At 68.6% G+C, this 18,721-nt stretch carries 16 protein-coding genes; 10 read left to right on the top strand and 6 right to left on the bottom strand.

All coding sequences use genetic code 11. From position 1 onward, the window contains the following. Nucleotides 1-11: 11 nt before the first annotated feature. The 6 genes from HTZ84_RS03755 to HTZ84_RS03730 all read left to right on the top strand — a co-directional run bounded on the left by HTZ84_RS03755 (nucleotide 12) and on the right by HTZ84_RS03730 (nucleotide 7,114). Complete coding sequence (locus HTZ84_RS03755; protein ID WP_254611705.1) at nucleotides 12-2,576, top strand: glycoside hydrolase family 3 protein; 2,565 nt, start codon at nucleotides 12-14, stop codon at nucleotides 2,574-2,576. A gap of 192 nt (nucleotides 2,577-2,768) precedes the next feature. Beyond that, complete coding sequence (locus HTZ84_RS03750; protein ID WP_174679454.1) at nucleotides 2,769-3,899, top strand: Gfo/Idh/MocA family protein; 1,131 nt, start codon at nucleotides 2,769-2,771, stop codon at nucleotides 3,897-3,899. Between the two features lie 157 nt (nucleotides 3,900-4,056). Beyond that, a complete protein-coding gene (locus HTZ84_RS03745; protein WP_174679453.1) occupies nucleotides 4,057-4,500 on the top strand; it encodes an SHOCT domain-containing protein in 444 nt (147 codons plus the stop codon). 83 nt (nucleotides 4,501-4,583) lie between these two features. Next, nucleotides 4,584-5,588, top strand: a complete 1,005-nt coding sequence (locus HTZ84_RS03740) for a zinc-binding dehydrogenase (RefSeq protein ID WP_174679452.1) — start codon at nucleotides 4,584-4,586, stop codon at nucleotides 5,586-5,588. Between the two features lie 111 nt (nucleotides 5,589-5,699). After that, complete coding sequence (locus HTZ84_RS03735) at nucleotides 5,700-6,437, top strand: creatininase family protein (RefSeq protein ID WP_174679451.1); 738 nt, start codon at nucleotides 5,700-5,702, stop codon at nucleotides 6,435-6,437. Continuing rightward, nucleotides 6,434-7,114 carry a class I SAM-dependent methyltransferase gene (locus HTZ84_RS03730; protein WP_174679450.1) on the top strand — a complete coding sequence of 227 codons (681 nt, stop codon included), beginning with the start codon at nucleotides 6,434-6,436 and terminating at the stop codon, nucleotides 7,112-7,114. Before HTZ84_RS03735 ends, HTZ84_RS03730 begins: the two co-directional genes overlap by 4 nt. A 39-nt stretch (nucleotides 7,115-7,153) precedes the next feature. Here the strand turns inward: HTZ84_RS03730 and HTZ84_RS03725 are convergent, their stop codons facing one another. The 5 genes from HTZ84_RS03725 to HTZ84_RS03705 form a co-directional block, all read right to left on the bottom strand. Then, nucleotides 7,154-8,707 carry an ABC transporter substrate-binding protein gene (locus HTZ84_RS03725; RefSeq protein ID WP_174679449.1) on the bottom strand — a complete coding sequence of 518 codons (1,554 nt, stop codon included), beginning with the start codon at nucleotides 8,705-8,707 and terminating at the stop codon, nucleotides 7,154-7,156. Nucleotides 8,708-8,746: 39 nt separating this feature from the next. Beyond that, complete coding sequence (locus tag HTZ84_RS03720) at nucleotides 8,747-10,981, bottom strand: dipeptide ABC transporter ATP-binding protein (protein WP_174679448.1); 2,235 nt, start codon at nucleotides 10,979-10,981, stop codon at nucleotides 8,747-8,749. A gap of 2 nt (nucleotides 10,982-10,983) precedes the next feature. Next, nucleotides 10,984-11,913: a nickel transporter permease gene (gene nikC / locus HTZ84_RS03715; RefSeq protein WP_174679447.1), complete on the bottom strand. Its 930-nt coding sequence runs from the start codon at nucleotides 11,911-11,913 to the stop codon at nucleotides 10,984-10,986. Then, entirely contained in the window at nucleotides 11,910-12,863 is a 954-nt protein-coding gene (gene nikB, locus HTZ84_RS03710) for a nickel ABC transporter permease (protein ID WP_174679446.1), read from the bottom strand. Before nikB ends, nikC begins: the two co-directional genes overlap by 4 nt. 567 nt (nucleotides 12,864-13,430) lie before the next feature. Next, the gene (locus HTZ84_RS03705; RefSeq protein WP_174679445.1) at nucleotides 13,431-13,679 is read right to left on the bottom strand and encodes a hypothetical protein; all 249 of its coding nucleotides are present in this window, start codon (nucleotides 13,677-13,679) and stop codon (nucleotides 13,431-13,433) included. Nucleotides 13,680-13,786: 107 nt separating this feature from the next. On the opposite strand from HTZ84_RS03705, the gene HTZ84_RS03700 reads away from it, so the two are divergent. The 4 genes from HTZ84_RS03700 to HTZ84_RS03685 all read left to right on the top strand — a co-directional run bounded on the left by HTZ84_RS03700 (nucleotide 13,787) and on the right by HTZ84_RS03685 (nucleotide 17,450). Next, a complete protein-coding gene (locus HTZ84_RS03700; RefSeq protein WP_174679444.1) occupies nucleotides 13,787-15,019 on the top strand; it encodes an HD domain-containing protein in 1,233 nt (410 codons plus the stop codon). A 119-nt stretch (nucleotides 15,020-15,138) separates the two neighbouring features. Next, nucleotides 15,139-16,152: a zinc-binding dehydrogenase gene (locus HTZ84_RS03695; RefSeq protein WP_174679443.1), complete on the top strand. Its 1,014-nt coding sequence runs from the start codon at nucleotides 15,139-15,141 to the stop codon at nucleotides 16,150-16,152. A 198-nt stretch (nucleotides 16,153-16,350) separates the two neighbouring features. After that, nucleotides 16,351-17,121 (top strand): NAD-dependent epimerase/dehydratase family protein, encoded by a 771-nt coding sequence (locus HTZ84_RS03690; RefSeq protein WP_174679442.1) that lies wholly within the window; start codon nucleotides 16,351-16,353, stop codon nucleotides 17,119-17,121. Nucleotides 17,122-17,228: 107 nt separating this feature from the next. Further along, nucleotides 17,229-17,450 (top strand): DUF7535 family protein, encoded by a 222-nt coding sequence (locus HTZ84_RS03685; RefSeq protein ID WP_049914498.1) that lies wholly within the window; start codon nucleotides 17,229-17,231, stop codon nucleotides 17,448-17,450. A gap of 82 nt (nucleotides 17,451-17,532) precedes the next feature. On the opposite strand, the gene HTZ84_RS03680 is transcribed toward HTZ84_RS03685, so the two are convergent. Beyond that, nucleotides 17,533-18,540, bottom strand: a complete 1,008-nt coding sequence (locus HTZ84_RS03680) for a glutathione S-transferase family protein (RefSeq protein ID WP_174679441.1) — start codon at nucleotides 18,538-18,540, stop codon at nucleotides 17,533-17,535. Nucleotides 18,541-18,721 lie beyond the last annotated feature (181 nt).

Raw genomic sequence — 18,721 nt, 5'->3', positions numbered from 1 at the left:
GAACAGGTCGTATGACAGCTGATAACAATGGTGATGACGTCGACGAATCGCGCCGAACGTTCATGAAGGCGACCGGTGCAGCGACGGCTGCGGCCGGGCTCGGAGCCACCGGTGCGGCGGCCGGCGACGGGAAACGATCGAAGCGCATCGAGGACCTGCTCGAGGCGATGACCATAGAGCAGAAGGTCGGCCAGATGACTCAGGTCGCGATCGACGACCTCGGCGAGGGGTTCGACCCCGACACCGCGTTCAACGATCACGACGACGCGGACACGCTCGGCGACCTGTTCGCCGAACTCCACGTCGGATCGATCCTCAACGGCGGCGCCACGGGGCCGACGTACGACGGCGAGGAGTTCGTCGAGGGGCTCAACGGCCTCCAGGAGTACAACCTCGAGGTCAACGAGCCCTCGATCCCGTTCGTCTGGGGCTGTGACGCCCTCCACGGAAACTGCCTGCTCGAGGGGTGTACGAGCTTTCCGCAGCGGCTCAACATGGGTGCGACGCGCGACGTCGACCTCGTCGAGGCGGCGGCGACCCACACGGGCGATTCCGTCGCGGCGATCGGCGGCCACTGGAACTTCGGGCCGACGCTGGACGTCCTGCGGGACATGCGCTGGGGCCGCTACTTCGAGGGCCACAGCGAGGACGCGATGCTGCTCGGCGAGATGGGGAAAGCGCGAGCCCGAGGCTTCCAGCGGAACGGCCGGGTCGCGGCGACGGTCAAGCACTTCGCCGGCTACGGCACCCCGAATACCGGTTCCGATCGGACGCACGCTCGGACCTCGATGCGGGACCTGCGGACCCGCCAGTTCGAGCCCTATCGGCGCGGTCTCGAGGAGGCCGAGACGGTGATGGTCAACAGCGGCGCGGTCAACGGGAAGCCGGCCCACGCTTCGCCGTGGTTGCTGACGACGGTACTGCGAGGCCGGTTCGGCTTCGACGGCGTGGTACTGACCGACTGGGACGACTTCGAGCGGATGCTCTCCAACCACGAGTACCTGCCCGATACCGACGCGGGCTGGCGCGAAGCGGTCCGACAGGGCATCGAGGCCGGTATCGACATGCACATGTGCGGCGGCGAGACGGCGCCGACCGAGTTCATCGACACCGCGATCGACCTCGTCGAGAGCGGCGAGCTCTCCGAGCGGCGCATCGACGAATCGGTCCGTCGCATCCTCGAGCTCAAGGCCGATCTCGGGCTGTTCGAGGATCCCCTCGCACCGGAGGACGAGATCGGCGACATCGTCGGCGGCGCCGCCGACGTCTCCGAGCGACTCGCCAAGGAGTCGCTGGTCCTGCTACAAAACGAGAGCGACGCGCTCCCGCTCGAGGACGTCGACGACCTGCTGCTGACCGGTCCCGGCGTCCACGAGGGGACGGAAAACCGGTTCCTGATGCAACACGGCGGCTGGACGCTCGGCTGGCAGGGGATCGAGGACGGCGAGCTGACCCCGGACGGCCCGCGACCGCGCCAGAACACGATCGAAGGCGAACTGGAAGCCCGGCTCGGCGACGGGCTCGCGCACGTGCCGACGGAGTACAAGCCGGCCGCCTACGAGAGCCTCTACGAGAACTTCGATAACGGCTTCTTCGACGTCACCGACGAGCAGGCGGCGGCGATCCGCGAGGCCGCACCTGGCTCCGACGCCGTCGTCGTCGTCCTCGGCGAGGGAACGCACAACGAGGGCTTCGGCGACCGGGACAAGATGCGGTTCCTCGAGGCCCAGCGGGAGCTCGTCGAACTCGTCGACGCCGAGACGGGCGACGACGTTCCGCTCGTCGGCGTCATCCTCGCCGGAAGCCCGCGCGGCACGGCGGAGACGTTCCGACACCTAGACGCCGTGCTCTTCGCCGGCCAGCCGGGCAGCGATACCGGCGTCGCGGTCGTCGACACGCTCTTCGGCGACTACAACCCCTCGGGGAAGCTCCCGTTCACCTGGGAGTCCCACGTCGGGCACGTCCCGCAGATCTACGACGAGTATCCGCCGCGTCACCCCGACGGGGCGGGCGATCAGATGGTCCAGTTCGAATTCGGCCGCGGACTCTCCTACACCGACTGGGAGTACGCGGACCTGTCGCTGTCGACCGACTCGGTCAAAAACCCCGCGTCGACGTCGACCGTGAGGGCCCACGTGACCGTCGAGAACGCCGGCGACACGGCGGGTGAGCACATCGTCGAGGTCTACAACACCGAGTCCTACGGCTCCGTGCTCCAGCCCCACCGTCGCCTGATGGGCTTCGAACGGGTCGCCCTCGAGCCGGGCGAGTGCGAGACCGTCGCCGTCGACCTCGACCTCTCGACGCTCGAGGTCGTCCCCGGCGACGTCCCCGGCTGGGGGCCCCGGGTCGTCGAAGCCGGCGAGTACGAACTCTGGGTCGGCACCGACTGGGGCGTGAACGCGGACGACGAGGACGACGGCGAGACGGCGACGCTGACCGTCGGGAAGACGGCCTCCATCACCGACCCCGAGCCGACGCCGGGCCGCTACGACATCGACGGCGACGGCAGCGAGGACTTCGAGGACGTGATGGCGCTCCACCGGCGGCTCAAACACCGAAGACGGCGACGGTGACGCGACGGGACACACCGCAACGGTGACCGTCGCGGCTGCGGCCGTCGCGGGCGGGTAGACGCGACTCCGGCACCCGTTTCGACAACGAGCGAACTACCCCGCCCCACTCGCTCCGTTCGGTCGCTCGTTGCGGACGGGGGGCTTGGAACCCTCACCGCAACCGCTAACTGTCGGCTCGATGAACGGGCGTCTATGTCCCTCGAGATCGGCGTTCTCGGCTATCGATTCATGGGTAAAGCACACGCGAACGCGATGGCGCGGCTGCCGATGTTCTTCCCGGAGGCGCCCGACGTCGAGCGCAGCGTGCTCGTCGGCCGGGACGAGGACGCGCTCGAGGACGCGGCCGACCGACTCGGGTTCGACGCGATATCGACCGACTGGGCCGAAGTCGTCGACGAGGTCGACGCCTTCTACAACCTCGGACCGAACCACGTCCACGCCGAGCCCTCGATCGCGGCGCTCGAGGCCGGCACGCCGGTCTTCTGCGAGAAGCCCCTCGCCCCGACGCTCGAGGACGCCCGGGCGATGGCCGACGCGGCCCGCGAGGCCGGCGACGACGTGCCCGCCGGCTGCGCGTTCAACTACCGGTTCGTCCCCGCGATCCGGTACGCGAAGCGGTTGCTCGAGGACGGCGAACTCGGCGAGATCCGCCACGTCCGCGGGCGCTACCTCCAGGACTGGCTGGTCGACCCCGAAGCGCCGTGGTCGTGGCGCAACGACGAGGAGCTGGCCGGCTCGGGCGCGCTCGGGGACCTCGGTGCGCACACGGTCGACCTGCTTCGGTTCCTGGTCGGCGACGACGACCTCGCGGGCGATATCGACCGGCTCAGCGGCCACCTGCGGACGTTCGTGGACGAACGTCCCGTGGAGGGCGAGGGCGGTGAGACGCGACCCGTCACCGTCGACGACGCCTACTCCGCGCAACTCGAGTTCGAAAACGGCGCGATGGGTACCCTCGAGGCCTCCCGCTTCGCGACCGGCCATAAGAACGACCACGCGATCGAGATCCACGGCTCGGAGGGGAGCCTGAAGTTCTCCCTCGAGCGCCTGAACGAACTCGAACTGCTGCGCCGGAACGAGAACCGCGGCTACGAGACGATCCTCGTGACCGACGCGGACGACCCCTACGTCGATCACTGGTGGCCGCCGGGCCACGTGCTGGGCTGGGAGCACACGTTCGTCCACGAGAACTACGAGTTCCTGAGCGCGGTGGCCGACGGGGGCGAGTTCGAACCGAGTTTCGAGGCCGGCCTCGAGGCCCAGCGCGTCCTCGCCGCGATCGAGGAGAGCGACGAGCGCGGGGAGTGGATCAGCCTCGAGTAGGGCGATCTCACCGCGTTCGAGAGGCGTTCGGTCCACTTCTCGTTCGGTCGAATCGATAGCGCGCCACCGCGGGATCGCATTCCACTCAGCTCTCCGATCGACCGACGTCCAGCGCCGCGGAATTTTTTGTAGCTCCGTTGAGAACAACGAGGGAGAGATGGACGAGAGGATCAGAGACGCCATCGCCGACGAGGGATGGCTGTTCGTAGCGATCCTGACGCTCGCGCTCACGAGCCTCGCCGGACTCGCCGGCCTCGGGGCGCTCGCGGGCGTGATCACGATCGTCGGCTGGTTCGTGCTGACGCCGATCCTGCTGTTCTGGGGTGACGAGGTCGCGCTGATGCTCGGAGACGACGAGCCGACGGGCGCGACCCGTACCGGCGACCCCGACGCCGAAGCGGACCCGCTCGAGGAACTGAAACGCCGCTACGCGGCGGGGGAGATCGACGACGCGGAGTTCGAGCGCCGACTCGAGCGGCTCGTGGCTGTCGACGAGATTCCGGACGACGCAATCGGAACCGGGACGGCCGACGCTGCGACCGAGACCGAGCCGCTCGAGCACGCTCGAGATCGCGAACGGGAACGGGAACGGGAACGTTAGCCGGGGACGCTCGGCTGTGACACCCGCTTTCGATTGCCGCAAGCGTCGCGTATTCCCGGTGGACGACCCAATCGGCGAGCGCTATGTCTTCGGAGATGACCGCCTACGTGATCGAGGAGTTCGGCGAACCGGACGCCTTCGAGCGAACGACCGTCGACGTCCCCGAACCCGGACCGGACGAGATTCGCGTCGAGGTCGTCGCGAGCAGCGTCAACCCAGTCGACTACAAGATCCGGCAGGGAGCGATCCCGGACTTCGCGCCCGAGCTCCCGGCGCGGCTTCACTGCGACGTCGCCGGCGTCGTCGACGCGGTCGGCGAGGACGTCGACGCCTTCGAGGCCGGCGACGAGGTCTACGGCATGCCCGGCGGTGCCGGCCGACAGGGCGCGCTGGCCGACTACGTCGTCGGCCACGCGGGGACGTTCGCCCGCGCGCCCGAGTCGCTGCCGCTTTCCGACGCCGCCGCGCTCCCGGTCGTCGCGCTCACGGCCTGGGAGATGTTGGCCGACAAGACGACCGTCGACGACGGCGACGACGTGATCGTCTACGGCGCCAGCGGCGGCGTCGGTCACGTCGGCGTCCAGCTCGCCGACCGCTTCGGCGCCGCGGTCACGGCGACCGGCTCGAGCGAGGACAAGCGCGAGCTCGCCGAACGGCTCGGCGCCGACGCGACCGTCGACTACACGGAGACGGACGTCGAGGAGTACGTCGCGGAACGCGCCGACGGGACCGGCTTCGACGTCGTCTTCGACCCGATCGGCGACGACCACCTCGAGACGGCCTTCGAGGCGGTCCGACCCTACGGCACCGTCGTCACCACCGAGTCGAGCGCGGCCCAGGATGTCGACCTCGCACCCATGCACGAGAACTCGCTGGAACTCGGCGTCGTACTGGTCATCCTGCCGGTGTTGCTCGGCGAGCAGCAAGACCGGATCGGCGAGGAGCTCGCCGAGATCGCCGAACTCGTCGACGACGGCGCCGTCGAACCCCACATCGACGACCGCTATTCGTTCGACGAGGTCGCCGAGGCCCACCGACGCGCCGAGGAGGGGAACTTCCTCGGAAAGCTCCTGGTGGTCAACGAGTAACGAGCGACGCCCGGTCTCTCCGGTCCCCGCTTTCGATACCGCTCGCGCCCTCTCCCCGACTCCGTCCGAAGATCGATATTTCTTATGCGCGACCGCGAGTAGCGACCGAGCATGCGACTCGAGACGAGTTCCTGGACCGACGTGGACGAGGCGTCACCGACGACCGCGCTGCTCCCCGTCGGCAGCACGGAACAACACGGCCCGCACGCCCCCGTCGGAACCGATACGTTCGTCGCTCGAGCGATCGCCGACGCGGCCGACCGAGAGAGCGACGCCGAGTCGATCGTCGGCCCGACGATCCCGGTCGGAATCGCCCCCTACCACGGTAACTTTCCGGGGACGTGCTCCGTCTCCGCGGAGACGTTCCGGCGCTACGTCCGCGACGTCGTCGAGTCGATCGCCGACTCGAGCGTCGAGACGGTCGTCTTCGTCAACGGCCACGGCGGTAACGGCGAGACGCTCTCCCATCTGGCCCGCGAGGTGACCGCGGGGGACACGATCGACTGCGAGGCGTACCTGTGGGAGTGGATGCGCGCCGTCGACGAGCACGTCGGTCACGCGGGCGAACTCGAGACGGCCGTGTTGCTCCATCTCCGTCCCGACGACGTCGGCGACCCGGTCGCCGGCGACGCGGCGACGTGGGCGGATACGGTCGACGGCGGGGTCGTCCGCCAGTTCACCGACGAGTTCAGCGAGAACGGCGCGGTCGGCGACGCGACCGAGGCCTCCCCCGAACAGGGAGAACGGGTGTTCGAGACGGCCGTCGACGCGCTCGTCTCGTTCCTCGAGCGGGTTCGGTCCGCCGACGGGGACGAGGGGAGAGAACCGGGAGGGAGCGCCCAGTCGTGACGCGCTCGTCGAACGGCGACGAGGACGTCAAGGAGGTCGTCCGCCGGTACTGGAACGGCCGCGCCGACTCGTACGACGACGACGGAATCTCCGGCGTCCGCGCCGACGAGCAGCGCGAGGCGTGGCTGGCGGTGCTCCGACGGTGGACCGGCGACCCGCCCCGACGCGTGCTCGATCTCGGCTGCGGGACGGGGACGATCTCGCTGCTGCTGGCCGAGTTGGGCCACGACGTCTCGGGCGTCGATCTCACGCCCGAGATGCTCGAGCGCGCCCGAGCGAAGGCCCGAGAGGCGGGCCTGTCGATCGACTTCGGTCTCGGCGACGCCGAGGCGCTCCCGGTTCCCGACGACGCCTACGACGTGGTAACGGCGCGACACCTGATCTGGACGCTACCGAACCCCTCGAAGGCGATTCGGGAGTGGCGACGCGTCGTCCGACCCGGCGGCCGGATCGTCCTCCTCGAGGGTCACTGGGACTTCCCGGAGCCGTGGGAGGAGTACCGGGAGATCCACGACGACCTGCCGCTGTACCGCGGTCGGCCGCCCGGTGAGCTGGTCGATTTTCTCGCGGATCACGGACTCGAGCGGCTCGAACGCGAACCCCTGATGGACGCGACGCTCTGGGGCGAGAACCCGGAGCAAGAGCTGTACGTCGTGGGAATCGACGTTCCCAAATGACCGTCGCGGCGGGACTCGCGACGTGCGTCGGGCCCCGAGTTACTCTTCGTCCACCGTAATCGACTCGAGCCCGTACCGCGATTCCGTCGGGTGCGGCTCGTATCCGTCGACGTCGGCCGCGGTGGCGACGACGTTCGTGAAGTTCGTCAGGACCGCGATCGGCGCGTCCTCGAGAACGATCGACTGGACCTCGTGATAGCGCTCGCGTCGCGCGTCCCGGTCGGTGAGTTCCCGGGCCTCCTCGAGCAGATCGTCGACCCGGTCGTTCTCGTAGCCGTGGTGGAGGGTCGCGTCCGTCGAGTGAAACATCTGTGTGAGTCGATCCGGATCCGGGTACCGGAACGTCCCCCACGACGTGAGGTAGCCGTCGAACGAGCCCTGGCTGACGCGGTCGACCATCGAACTGTACTCCACCGTCGTCACGTCGACGTCGATCCCGACCGCGGCGAGGTGATCCTGCATCGCCTCCGCGATCAGCGGGAGGCTCCTGGCGTCGTAGGTGAGGAACTCGACGGCCAGTTCCTCGCCGTCGCGGGTGCGGACGTCGCTCGAGCCGGTCGTCCAGCCGGCGTCCGACAGCAGGGAGCGAGCGCGTTCCGGATCGACCGCGTGCTCGTCGGCGTCGACGTCCGGATTCGCCCAGTCGGTGATCGACGACGAAAACGGGCCGACCGCGGGCTCGTCGAGTCCCTCGAGAATCGACTCGGCGATGGCCTCGCGGTCGATCGCGCGGTGGACCGCTCGTCGAACGCGCCGGTCGTCGAACGGCGCCGACGCGGTATCGAACGTGAGGAACCTGATCCGCGGCACCTCGTAGGTGTGGACGGCGATATCGTCGTCGGACTCGAGCGGGTCGACCGTCTCCTGGGGGAGGATACGAGCCATCTCGAGTTCGCCGCTCTCGAGTTTCATCCGGCGCGTCTGGTCGTCCTCGACGACCTCGTAGCGGACGGACTCGAGCGACGGCTCCCGGCCGTGGTACTCGTCGTGTCGAACGGCTCGGATCTCGGCGCCGGAGCGAAACGACTCGAGAGCGAACGGGCCGGTACCGACCGGGTCTTCGATCGACCCGTCGTCGCCGATCGCGTCCGGGCTGAGGATGACGGCCTCGTCGCGCGAGAGGTGGGCCGGCAGCGGGGCGAACGGCGTTTCGGTCTCGACGACGACGGTCTCGCCTTCGGCCTCGATCGCGTCGATCGGAACGTCGGTAAACGCCGTCGCGTCGGCGGTTCGGCGAAGCGACGTGACGGCTGCCGCCGCGTCGAGCGACGTCCCGTCGTGGAACGTCACGTCCTCGCGGAGGTCGAACCGCCACCGGCGCTCGTCGACCCGTTCCCAGTCGGTCGCGAGGCCGGGCGCCGTCGTCGCGTCGTGGTCGACGCTGACGAGCGCCTCGGTGATCCCCAGTCGGCGAAGCACGCTGCCTCCGTCGAGGGGGTCCCGGTTCGGTTTCCACGGGGTCCCGATCCGAAAGTCGGCCGCGTCGGGGTCGTTCGAGAGGCAGCCGGCGACGGTCAGGGACAGGGTCGCGGCTCCGAGCGTCGTCTTCAGCGCGGTTCGTCGGGTCGTAGCGTATCGCGAGTCGCGTGTCATGTGGGTGGTGGGTTCGTGGGCGGAAGTCGGTCGGTCGGGCTATTCGTCGTCGACCCCGAGATCGGGCGCATCGACGTCGGACGGCGGGTCTGCGCCCGCTTCGATCCACTCCGGCGCGTACAGACACCGGGAGCGCGGCCCGGGCGCTCCGTCGCCGACGGCCTCGAGGGGCGGCTCGCGGCGACGGCACTCCTCGGTGGCGACGGGACAGCGGGGATGGAACGCACAGCCGGCGGGCGGATCGGTCGGGCTCGGCGGGTCGCCCGCGAGCGCGTCCCGATCCTCGACCGCCGTCGGCACCGGGTCGCCCCGGTCGCCCGGAAGCGACGCCAGTAACGTCGCCGTGTACGGATGGGTCGGATTCGAGAGCGTCCGTTCGGTCCGGCCGACCTCGACGAGACGACCGAGATACATCACCGCGACGCGGTCCGCGACGTGGCGAACGACGTCCAGATCGTGGGAGACGAACAGGCACGCGAGCCCGAGTTCGTCCCGGAGATCGGCCAGCAGGTTGAGGATCGTCGCCTGCGTCGAGACGTCGAGCGCCGCCGTCGGCTCGTCGAGGACGAGCACGGACGGCTCCAGCGCGAGCGCGCGAGCGATCGCGACCCGCTGGCGCTGGCCGCCAGACAGCTGACGCGGGAACCGGTCGGCGTACTCGAGCGGGAGATCGACGAGCGAGAGGAGTTCGTCGACGCGGTCCTCTCGCCGAGTTGTGCCCCATCCGGCTTCGACCAGCGGTTCGGCGATCGACTCCCCGACCGTCCGCTTCGGATCGAGGCTCGTGCCGGGGTGCTGGAAGACGACGCCGATCTCGGCGCGCTGGTCGTCGGTCCGCGCGTCGACGCCGCCGACGGCGGTCCCACGGAGCCTGACCGCGCCGTCGGTCGGTTCTTCGAGGCCCGCGATCAGTCGCGCGAGCGTCGACTTGCCGCAGCCGCTCTCGCCGACGAGGCCGACGGTCTCTCCCGGCTGCAACGCGAGCGAGACGCCGTCGACGGCCGGCACGCGCTCGTCGGTTCCGAGGAGTCGATCGAGCAGCGCGTCCGATCCCCGGAACGACTTCGCGACGTCCTCGAGTTCGACGATCGGCGCCCCGTCCGTCGGATCGTCACCCTGTCGAACGCGCTCGCCCGTCCGCGCGTCCGCGCCGCCGTCGACGGCCAGCGCCGTGTCGGCGGTCGTCGCCGTCACCGTCGACCCTGTCGTCGGTTCCGTCGCCGCGTTCGCAGCCGTCCCCTCGAGCGTCGCCTCGCGAGCGTCCGGAACGCCACAGGCGACAGTGTGGTTCTCACCCACCGAAACGGTCGGCTGCGCGGTCGAATAGCAGTCCTCCCGCGCGAACGAGCAGCGATCGGCGAAGGCGCAGCCGTTCTGCGGGCGAGAGCCGTCCGACGGCGAACCGTCGATCGTCGGCAGTCGCGTCCCCGGCTTCGACCGACGGGGGAGACAGCCCAGCAGCGCCTTCGTGTAGGGATGGGCCGGGTTCGACCGCAGGTCGTCGACCGGTCCCCGTTCGACGACGGTCCCGTCGTACATGACGACGAGCCGGTCGCACAGCTCCGCGACGACGTCCAGATCGTGGCTGATCAGCAACACGCTCATCTCCCGCTCCTCGTTGAGCGTCTCGAGCCGCTCGAGGATCGCCGCCTGCGTCGTCGTGTCCAGCGCCGTCGTGGGCTCGTCGGCGATCAGCACCGAGGGGCGGCGAGCGAGCGCGATCGCGAGCATCACTCGCTGGCGCATCCCGCCGCTGAACTGGTGGGGATAGTCGTCGATTCGCTCCGCCGGCCGGGGGATGCCGACCGTCTCCATCAACTCGAGGACGTCCGATCGCAGCGCCCGCGAGCGGAGCCGCGAACTCGCGCCGAGCGCCAGTTCCCTGAAAAACGGCTGCCGGTCCGGATCGTCGCGCACGCGCAGCGCCTCGGCGATCTGTTCGCCGACGGTGTAGACCGGGTTGAGCGACGTCGAGGGGTCCTGAAAGACCGTCGCGAGCTCCCGGCCGCGGAGCCGCCGCAGCGTCCGGTCGTCGGCGGTCGTCAGCTCCCGACCGTCGAACCGAATGCTCCCGTCGACGATCTCGCCCGGCTCCTCGATCCGAACGATCGATCTCGCGGTGACGGACTTGCCGCAGCCGCTCTCGCCGACGAGACCGACGATCTCGCCGGGTTCGATTCGGAACGACGCGCCGTTGACCGCACGGACGGGAGCCGATCCCGCCCGGGAACTGAACCGAACGTGTAAGTCTTCGATCTCGAGCGGTGCGTTCATGATCAGGTCCGCCTCCGATCCGCGTCGTCTACGTGATCAGGATCCAGTACGTCCCGCAGTCCGTCGCCCAGGACGTTGAAGCCGATAACGGTCACCGCGATCGCGACACCGGGCGCGGTGATGAGCCACGGCGCCGACCGAAGGTAGTTGCGGCCGTCGGCGATCATGGTCCCCCACTCCGCCGTCGGGGGCTGTGCGCCCAGTCCGAGGAAGGACAGGCCCGCCGCCGCGAGCACGACGGTCCCGAGGTTGAGCGTCGCGAGGACGAGCACCGGGCTCACGACGTTCGGGAGCAGATGCCGCGTGACGATCCGTCGCCGGGGCGTTCCGCAGAGCCGCGCCGATTCGACGAACGGCCGATCCTTGACCGCGAGGACGCTGCTGCGCACGACGCGTGCGTACGTGGCCCAGCCGACGGCCGAGAGCGCGATCACGACGTTGCGCATGCTCGGGCCGAGCGTCCCGGCGATCACGAGCGCCAGCACGAGCCCCGGGAAGGCGAGCTGGACGTCGACCAGCCGCATCAACGCGGCGTCGACGAGTCGGTTCCCGGTCGCCGCGAGCAGGCCGATCGCCGTCCCGACGACGAGGCGAACGAGCGTCGCGCCGACCGCCAGCGCGAGCGAGATCCGGGCGCCGTAGACCAGCCGCGTCGCGACGTCGCGCCCGAGCGCGTCGGTTCCAAGCGGATGGGCGAGCGACGGGCCCGCGAGGCGCCGCTCGAGCGCTTGTGCCGTCGGATCGTAGGGAGACAGTATCGGACCCACGACCGCGATGATCGCGAGGAGACACACGACGGCGCCGCCGAGCCGGATGTTGCCGTTCGATCGATACCGTCGGCCGAGCCGGCGCCGAACGAGGCGTCGCCCCCGCTCGCGGAGCGCTCGCAGCCGGCGCGTCGGTCGACGGCGTTGCGTCTCGCGGTCACTCATCGGCGATCGCTCCCTCCCCCGCCGCGTTCGATCCGCGGGTCGAGCGCGACGTACGCGAGATCGACCAGTTGGTTCGTCGCGACGAAAGCGAACGCCGTCACGAGGACGACTCCCTGCACGATCGGATAGTCGCGCGCGAAGATGGCGTCGACGAGCAGCGTTCCCAGTCCCGGTCGTTGAAAGACGACTTCGACGACCACGGCGCCGTTGAGGACGAAGCCGAACTGGAGGCCGACGATCGTCACGACGGGAACGAGCGCGTTTCGCAGCGCGTGCTTGTAGACGACGAGCCGTTCGCGGACGCCCTTCGAACGGGCGGCCGTCACGTACTCGGCCTCGAGGACCTCGAGCATCGACGCGCGAACGAGGCGCGTGATGACCGCGGCCATCCCGGTACCGAGCGTGATCGCGGGGAGCACGAGGTGAGAGAGCGTGCCGGCGCCGGAGACGGGCGTCACTCCGAGCCGGAGCGAGCAGACGAGGATCAGCAGATAGCCGAGCCAGAAGTTCGGCATGGAGACGCCGACCAGCGCGGCGATCTGACCGGTCCGGTCGATCCACGTCTCGTGGTGGACGGCGCTGACGACGCCCAGCGGGACGGCCACTACAAGCGCGACGGCCGTCGCCGCCAGCGCGAGTTCGAGCGTGTTCGGCAGGTGCTCGACCAACAGCGACGTGACGGGTTCCGACTGGTAGTACGACGTCCCGAGGTCGCCCCGAACCGCGTCGCCGAGCCACGAGAGATAGCGGACGACGAACGGCTCGTCGAACCCGTGTTCGGCGCGGAAGGCCGCGACCTCGCGCTCCGACGGCGGGCTCTGTCGCTGCTCTCGGAGGATCGTGTACGCCGGATCGCCGGGCGTGAGGGAGACGAAGCCGAACGTGACGAACGAGACGGTCGCCATGACCGCCGCGAGCGATCCGAGTCGGGCGAGGAGGGCTCGTATCATCTCAGTCTCCGGCGCTCGAGGACGAGGGTTTCGAACGACTAGTCGATCGCCGGGACGTGAGCGTTGCGGACGTGCCGCCGTTCGGCGGTCGGCCCCAACCCCGAATCGGCGGCACGGGACACGACGGAGCCGTCTCTCGTCGCGACCGCCGCGTCGCGTTGGCTTCCTCGAGTCGCGCTGCGTCGATTGACACGGTGATCAAATCCACTTTAGTTAACTAAACTTCACCTGATTATATTGAACACTTTGGTCGAATTCTCGATTCGTCGTCTCGTGAACACGGATCCGATTCGGATGCATCTGGTTGTGAACTCGAAAGACTATGTTAATAAAAACTACTATTTTAATATTGTCCTTATCAATCGGGTGGGAGCGGTCTCAGCGCCGAGCGACACAGCAGACGAGATTCGAAGCGTGAAGTGTAGAGCGCGGGCGAACGGGCGCGGAAGTCGCGAAGAATGAACGCGTCGCTGAGGACCACCGCGCGTCTCGTCTGGACAAACGAGTCGGACGCGGAGTCGCCTACGGTTCCACACTGAACACCTCGCCGTCAGGGCGAGGCGGATATCACGCTGGCTCGACCCGGGTTACCGTCCCGATTCGGTCGTAGCGGACGCTCCCCTCGCCGGGCGGTTGGCCGTCGAGCTCGAGGTAGCCCGGTTCGATACCCGTCACCTCGCCGACGACCTCGGGATCGTCGCCGCCGGTTCGGTCGCGCTCCCAGACTTGGACGACGTCGCCGACCGTCACGTGGTCTCGGACGAGCTCCGCGGCGCGCTCCTGATCGGCGTCGCGCGGAACGGTGAGTTCGGTCATGTAGCGGGGAAACTACGGCCACGCGGGTAAGTACCCCCGCATCAGGTGACGGCTCCTTATAACGCTTCGAACGACGGTTTTTGTGTAATCGGACCGAACGGAAGGGTGTGACGACCATCAAGGACAGCGTCCACGACCACATCCGAATCGACGGAGTCGCGCGTGATCTCCTCGATACGCCCGAACTCCAGCGACTCCGCCGGATCCGCCAACTCGGGACCGTCTCCCTCGTCTATCCCTCCGCGAATCACACGCGCTTCGAACACAGCCTCGGCGTCTACCACCTCGCCTGCGAGGCGCTGGAGCACCTCAACGTCGACGGGCGACAGGCCGAGCGCGTCCACGCCGCCGCGATCCTCCACGACATCGGCCACGGCCCGTTCAGCCACAACCTGGAGCCGCTGACCCACCGGCGAACGGGCCGGTACCACGACGACGTGCACGATCTGCTGACCAACGGCGAGATCGGCTCGGTGCTTCGCGACCACGATCTGGCGCCCGACAGGATCGCCGACCTGATCGCCGGCGAAGGACGATTCGGCCAGCTGGTCTCGGGCGAACTCGACGTCGACCGGATGGATTACCTCGTGCGGGACGCCCACCACACGGGCGTCCCCTACGGAACGATCGACCACGGCCGGCTCGTCCGCGAACTGACGTTTACGGACGGCGAACTCGTCCTGGACGAGGGGAACGTCCAGACCGCCGAGAGCCTGCTGGTCGCGCGGGCGCTGATGAACCCCGCCGTCTACAGCCACAGCGTCGCCCGGATCAGCAAGGCGATGCTCCGGCGGGCCGCCGAGCGCCTGCTCGACGCTCCCGAAACGGACGTCGACGCGGCGACGCTCCAACGGATGGACGACCACGACCTGATCGCCGCCCTGCGCTCGTGTTCGGCGACGGAGACGTTCTCGCGCCGGCTGGACCAGCGGGATCTGTACAAGCGAGCGGTGTGGGCCGAGATCGACGACGTGCCGGGCGGAATCATCGAGGCCGACCACGAGGCGGTCCGCGAGTTCGAGCGGGAGATCGCCGACGACGCCGCGGTCGATCCCGAGTGCGTCATCGTCGACGTCCAGAGCCGACCGTCGATGAAGGAGTCGACCTCGAGGGTGGTCGTCAACGGCGATATCCGCCGGCTGGGCCAACAATCGCCGCTGGTCGAGGCGCTGCGCGCGGCCCAGTACTCCCAGTGGCGACTCGGCGTCTACTCGCCCCCCGAGATGCGCGAGCGAGTCGGGCGGGCGGCCGTCGACGTCCTCGGACTCGACATCGAGGGCGCGCTGGTCAGCGAAGTTCGGAACGGCCTCGACGCGACGCTGGATCAGTTCGTCGACTGAGCCGAATCGACGACGGGTTCGAGGCCGCCGCCGCACGTGTATCCGTCCCGAGTCGAGGACCAGGACCCAAACCGCCGGGACCGGTGGGTTGAACGGACTCGAGGCCGATTCCTCGCCCGATGCGAGCCGCAGCCTTCACCGATCTGATCGGTCCCGAGGGAGTGAGCGTGATCGAGCGAGACGAGCCCGATCCCGGCCCCGGCGAGGCCGCGGTCGACGTCGACGCCTGTGCGATCAACCGCCACGATCTGTGGATCCTCGAGGGCGATTCGGCGATGGTCGACGACGACGACCTCCCGTTCGTGACGGGGCTGGACGTCGCCGGCGTCGTCGGCGCGGTCGGCGACGACGTCGACGACGTCGCGCCGGGCGACAGGGTCGTCCTCTGTCCGAATCAGACCTGCGGGTCCTGTCGGTTCTGCCGCGAGGGGCCGGAGAACCGCTGCGAACGGTTCTCGCTGTACCACGGCGGGCTCGCGGAGACGGCCCGCGTCGAGGCCGATCGGCTCGTCGCGCTTCCCGACGGCGTGAGCGCGACGACCGCCGCGGCGATTCCGACCGCCTACATGACCGCGTTCCACATGCTCCGGCGAGCCGACGTCGGGCCGGGCGACCTCGTCTTCGTTCCCGGCGCGACCGGCGGCGTCGGCGTCGCCGCCGTCCAGCTCGCCGACATCCTCGGCGCCCGGACGATCGGAACCTCCTCGTCGGCGTCGAAACTCGAGCGCGTCGCCGAACTGGGGCTCGATCACGCGATCCGGGCGACCGAGCCCGACGCGATCCGCGAGGCGGTCGAGGCGATCGGTACTCCCGACGCGGTGATCAACCACCTCGGCGGCGAGTACACCCGGCTCGGTCAGGAGGTCATGCGCCGCGGCGGGACGATGGTCGTCTGCGGCCGCACGGCCGGCGGCGAGTCGACGATCGACGTTCCGGACCTCTTCCTCGGTCACAAGCGCGTCGTCGGCTCCACGATGGGGACGCAGGACGATCTGCGCCGCCTCGTCGAACTGACCGCCGACGGCGACCTCTCACCGGTGATCGACGAGACGTTCCCGCTCGAGGCGACCGGTGAGGCGTTCGCGACGATGCAGGATCGGGATAGCGTCGGCAAACTCGTCGTCGAGCCGTAGTCAGTGGTTTCGCCCCCGACCTGTTTCGGCCGACCGGTCGATCAACCATCGAGCGGGACTGAAAGGGGCGGCCCGTCGGCGTAAGCGCCGACGGATCGGGGCTTTCGCTGGGGCTGAACGGGGTGTCCGAGCTCGAGTCTAGAGCCCGGCGGGGCTTTCAAGCCGGGACTATTTCCCCGCACTCGGTGTCCGTCGACTATGACCGAGATCGCCATCACGGGCGCATCGGGGCGGGTCGGCAGGCAGTCTATCGAGGCGTTCGACGACGAGACGCTCGCGCTCTTCTCTCACAGCGAGAGCGAGGATTTAGACACCGAGACCCTCGAGATCGCGAACCGCGACGAGTTCGTCGACGCCCTCGAGGGCCAGGACGTCCTGATCCATCTGGCGGCGAATCCGAGTCCGCGAGCCGAGTGGGACGAGGTGCGAGGGCCGAACGTCGACGGCGTCTACAACGCCTTCGAGGCCGCCGCGGAGAACGACCTCGAGCGGGTGGTCTTCGCGAGTTCGAACCACGCGGTCAACATGCGGAACGTCGTCTCGCCCATTCGTCCGGAGTCGACGATCGGCAAGCCCGACATCGTCCGGCCGGACGACGAGATGGATCCCGACACCTACTACGGCGTCACCAAGGTCTTCGGCGAGGCGATGGGTCACTACTACGCCAACCGCCACGGCCTCGACGTGGTCAACCTGCGGATCGGCTGGCTGCTCTCGGAGGACGAACTCGAGGAGGAAGTCGCCGACCGCGACGGCGCCGGCGAGCGGTACGCCCGCGCGATGTGGCTCAGCCCCGACGACTGCCAACAGGTGATTCGCGCGGCCGCGACGACGGCCCTCGAGTCGACGCCGCTGACCGCCCACGGCATCTCCGACAACTCGGAGCGGTTCCTCTCGCTGTCGGAGACGATGCTCGAGCTGGGGTATCGGCCGCGGGACGACTCGGCCGACGTCTTGGGTGGCGAGTAGGTCGTCGAGCTCGAGTTCGCGCTATCGACGGCGCGTTCGGGGACGGAGCGACGATCGTCCGTCGCGGGACCGTAAGACCGATTAGCGACAGGTTCCTACCCTGATGTATGGCCACAGACGTCGCCGATTCCACGGGGATGGGCCCGAACCTGCAGATGTCGCTGTTCGGGTACGTGATGGCGGCTATCCTCGTGATCGTCATGATCCCGTTGTTGCCGGTGCTGATCCCGGCGTATCTCGTCTGGCGGGCGTTCTTCGCGCCCGACGAGTTCGAGCACAGTTTCGAATCGTGGCGCCGCGAGTCGGGCAAGCCGCCGAGCGGGTCGTAAACCGCTCGAGCGTCCCGATAGGGACCGAAGAAGAATCGTGTGGTAGAACGCGTATGCGAGCGGTCCGCTGCGTTTCGGGCGGTTAGTCGTCGGCGCTGGCCGCGGTCAGATCCGCCGGCGTACTACCCGGCAGTTCGTCCCGGTCGTGGGGCGCCTCGAAGTCCAGATCGGGGCCTCGAGCGACGATTCGGTGGGGATTCACGTCGGGATGGGTCGTGTAGTAGTGTTCCTTGATGTGGTCCATGTTCACCGTCTCCGCGACATCGTCCGTCTGATACAGATCGCGCAGGTACGGCCAGAGATTCTCGTACTCGCGGATGTACTGGACGTTACACATGAAGTGCGTGTGGTAGACGTTGTCGAACCGAACCAGCGTCGTGAACATCGCGACGTCGGCCTCGGTCAGCCGGTCGCCGGCGAGGTAGCGCTGGTCTGCCAGCACCTCGTCCCAGTGATCGAGCGCCGAGAAGAGGTCGTCGACGGCCTCGTCGTAGGGTTCCTGTCTGGTCGCGAAGCCGGCACGGTAGACGCCGTTGTTGATCGGCTCGTAGATCTCGTCGATGATCCGGTCGACCTCGTCGCGGTACCCCTCGGGGTAGAGGTCGACGTCCCGGTTCGCGTAGTCGTCGAACTCGGTGTCGAGCATCCGCATGATCTCTTCGGACTCGTTGTTGACGATGGTGTCCTCCTCTGTGTCCCACAGCACCGGCACCGTCACGCGACAGGTCGCGTCCGGATCGGCCTCCACGTACAGCTCTCGGAGGTAGTCGGCGCCGTGGACGTGATCCGGCGTACAGCCCTCCTTCTCGGGCGTGAACTGCCAGCCGTCGTCGTCGCGATACGGGTCGACGACCGAGACCGAGATGGCGTCCTCGAGTCCCTTCAGCGCCCGGGTCACGAGCGTCCGGTGGGCCCAGGGACAGGCGGAGGAGACGTAGAGGTGGTAGCGGTCCGCCTCGGGCTGAAAGCGGGCATCTGGGTCGTCGCGGACCCGGTCGCGGAACGTCGTCTTCTGGCGCTCGAACGCGCCCTCCTCGTTGGTGGTCTCGTAGGCGTCCGTTCGCCACTCGCCGTCGACGAGCATGTTCATGGTCGACGGAAGGGGCTCGATGCTCAAAGACTCCCGCTAACACCGGTGTTACCGCGGCGGACCGTCGACGAGCGCGTCGCCGCCCGTCGCGGTTATTCGGGAAATCCGTCGTATTCGGTCCGTTCACCGGTTCCGTAGTAAGACTTTTCAGCTATCGTTGGATTAGACCGTATCGTGACTT

Origin of the sequence: Haloterrigena gelatinilytica (genome assembly GCF_013342145.1) — an archaeon.
Lineage (GTDB): Archaea > Halobacteriota > Halobacteria > Halobacteriales > Natrialbaceae > Haloterrigena > Haloterrigena gelatinilytica.
This window is presented reverse-complemented; position numbering and strand designations above follow the sequence as displayed.

What these genes read in the sequence shown, in the direction of transcription:
- HTZ84_RS03680 (WP_174679441.1), bottom strand. Translation starts at nt 18,540, where the DNA reads ATGAACATGCTCGTCGACGGCGAGTGGCGAACGGACGCCTACGAGACC.
- nikB (WP_174679446.1), bottom strand. Translation starts at nt 12,863, where the DNA reads ATGATACGAGCCCTCCTCGCCCGACTCGGATCGCTCGCGGCGGTCATG.
- HTZ84_RS03705 (WP_174679445.1), bottom strand. Translation starts at nt 13,679, where the DNA reads ATGACCGAACTCACCGTTCCGCGCGACGCCGATCAGGAGCGCGCCGCG.
- HTZ84_RS03745 (WP_174679453.1), top strand. Translation starts at nt 4,057, where the DNA reads ATGGACGAGAGGATCAGAGACGCCATCGCCGACGAGGGATGGCTGTTC.
- nikC (WP_174679447.1), bottom strand. Translation starts at nt 11,913, where the DNA reads ATGAGTGACCGCGAGACGCAACGCCGTCGACCGACGCGCCGGCTGCGA.
- HTZ84_RS03685 (WP_049914498.1), top strand. Translation starts at nt 17,229, where the DNA reads ATGGCCACAGACGTCGCCGATTCCACGGGGATGGGCCCGAACCTGCAG.
- HTZ84_RS03720 (WP_174679448.1), bottom strand. Translation starts at nt 10,981, where the DNA reads ATGAACGCACCGCTCGAGATCGAAGACTTACACGTTCGGTTCAGTTCC.
- HTZ84_RS03755 (WP_254611705.1), top strand. Translation starts at nt 12, where the DNA reads ATGACAGCTGATAACAATGGTGATGACGTCGACGAATCGCGCCGAACG.
- HTZ84_RS03695 (WP_174679443.1), top strand. Translation starts at nt 15,139, where the DNA reads ATGCGAGCCGCAGCCTTCACCGATCTGATCGGTCCCGAGGGAGTGAGC.
- HTZ84_RS03740 (WP_174679452.1), top strand. Translation starts at nt 4,584, where the DNA reads ATGTCTTCGGAGATGACCGCCTACGTGATCGAGGAGTTCGGCGAACCG.
- HTZ84_RS03750 (WP_174679454.1), top strand. Translation starts at nt 2,769, where the DNA reads ATGTCCCTCGAGATCGGCGTTCTCGGCTATCGATTCATGGGTAAAGCA.
- HTZ84_RS03690 (WP_174679442.1), top strand. Translation starts at nt 16,351, where the DNA reads ATGACCGAGATCGCCATCACGGGCGCATCGGGGCGGGTCGGCAGGCAG.
- HTZ84_RS03725 (WP_174679449.1), bottom strand. Translation starts at nt 8,707, where the DNA reads ATGACACGCGACTCGCGATACGCTACGACCCGACGAACCGCGCTGAAG.
- HTZ84_RS03735 (WP_174679451.1), top strand. Translation starts at nt 5,700, where the DNA reads ATGCGACTCGAGACGAGTTCCTGGACCGACGTGGACGAGGCGTCACCG.